Origin of the sequence: Dietzia sp. E1, from assembly GCF_014145015.1 — a bacterium.
Classification (GTDB): domain Bacteria; phylum Actinomycetota; class Actinomycetes; order Mycobacteriales; family Mycobacteriaceae; genus Dietzia; species Dietzia cinnamea_A.
Genome location: NZ_JAALDU010000273.1, coordinates 1 through 1978, shown reverse-complemented (window position 1 = coordinate 1978; position 1978 = coordinate 1). Strand labels below are relative to the sequence as shown.

At 69.9% G+C, this 1978-nt stretch carries 1 pseudogene; it reads right to left on the bottom strand.

What is annotated here, in order from left to right:
- Nucleotides 1-1692, bottom strand: a pseudogene (locus G6030_RS09780) (hypothetical protein); the annotation flags it as partial.
- Between the last annotated feature and the right edge of the window lie 286 nt (nucleotides 1693-1978).

Sequence of the window (1978 nt, the reverse complement as noted above, 5' to 3'; positions counted from 1 at the left end):
GCCGTTCGCGGCGGCGGTGGCGAGCGCGGCACCGCCGCCGGCGGCCGCGGTCACGGCGAGCACGGGCAGAAGGCTGCCGCCCGACTCCATGGAGGCGGCGGTACCCATCGTGGAACCGAGATTCGTGGAGGTGGTTCCCTGCGTGGACCCGTTCGCCAGCGATCCCGTGAACGCGGTGAGCGAGCCGTTGACCGTGGTCAGCTCCTCGACCGAGCCGAGGAGCACGCCGGCGCCGCCGCCGGCCGAGCCGTTGATGGTGTCCGAGCTCTGGCCGGTCGATCCACCGTTGCCGGAGATCGAGCCGGAGATGTCGTCGATCGACCCCGCGATCTCGGGCAGGACGCCGCCCTCGGCGATTGAACCGATGATCGGCGACAGCGCGCCGCCGTCTTCGATCGAGCCGCCGAGCGGGCCGGTGATCTCGTTGGCGGAGCCGTTGGTCAGCGAGCCCTGGATGCCCTCACCGACGAGCTCGGCGGAGCCGCCGATGCCGCCGGTCGACCCGGCGGGGAACTCCGCGGACAGCGCGGGCAGCTCGGCCGAACCACCGAGGAGGTCCAGCTCGGTGGAGAGGGGCTCCATGCCGACGGAGGCGACCAGCGGGGTCATCCCCACCGAGCCCATGCCGACGGACCCGGTCAGCGGCGCGAGATCTGACGAACCGCCCAGCAGGTCGGTGGACAGCGGCGCCATTTCCTCGGAGCCGACCAGCGGCGCGAGGTCGGACGACCCGCCGAGCAGCTCGCTCGACAGCGGCTGCATTCCGGACGAGCCCACCGTGAACAGCTCGGTGGACAGCGGGGCCATCTCGGCTGAGCCGACAGGCGCGAGCTCGGCCGAACCGCCGAGGAGGTCGGTGGACAGCGGCGCCATGTCTTCGGAGCCGGTGTTGATCAGGTCGACGGACAGCGCGAGGGGAGTCTCCGCGGTCGAGCCACCGATGAGGTCGACCGACAGGGCGAGCGGGGTCTCGGCGGTCGAGTCGGTGGTGATGAGGTCCGCGGACAAGGGGGTGGTGGCCGTCGAGCCACTGATGAGGTCGACCGACAGTGCGAGCGGGGTCTCCGCGGTGGATCCGCCGACGAGCTCCGACGAGGCAGCCAGCGGGGCGTTGGCGGCCGACAGCGGAGCCATGCCGTCCGAACCCGTGTTGATGAGGTCGACAGATAGGGCGAGCGGCGTCTGGGCGGTGGAGCCGAGGTCGCCGACGAGCTCGGAGGAAGTCGCCAGCGTCGCTAGCTCTGCCGAGCCCAGGTCGGCGGTGATGTCGGACGACAGTGCCAGCGACTCCAGTGAACCCTCCAGGCCCGGGAGCTGGGCGGACCCGCCGAGGGGCTCGGTGCTGAGCGCGGGAAGGTTCGAGGATCCGCCGAGCGGGCTGGTGCTGAGCGTGGGTTCCGACGAGGTGAAGGCCTGAGACCCGGCGAGTGGCTGCAGGTCAGACGAGCCTGGGATGACACCCTCGGTGAGGTCCGAGGACCCGGCCAGGGGGTTCAAGCCAGCGGAGTCCGTGGGCAGGCCGGCCGAGTCGGTGGGGAGCCCGCCGCCCGCGGACCCGGACTGGATGAGCTCGCCGAGCATGGTGGTGACGCTGGCGGAGTCGATGATCTGCGCGTTGGCGACGCCGCTGGTGCCAGCCGCGGCCAGCACCACGGATGCCGCGACCGCAGCAACCTTGGTGGACTTGTTCATAAAAGTGCCTTCCCCTGAGAGCCGCTCGCCGATGACAGGGCGAGTCGTCATTCGCGCAGTTCCCGCGCGTTTCCGAAGGTTAGAATCCCTTAAGCCTCAGTGGAAGTCAAGGTGTTACTCAGGAAGTGGTGGCTAAGTGACTGCTGTTATCCAGCGTTGTAGGTGAGGTGGTTCGAAAGCGCACAAAGCATGGAAGGGCACTTAGGCGTGCAGTCTGCGGCGGCAGATGTGAGGGTCCGTCCAGCGACAAAGCGGCCGGGCCTCTCGAGGAGAGGCCCGGCCGCCG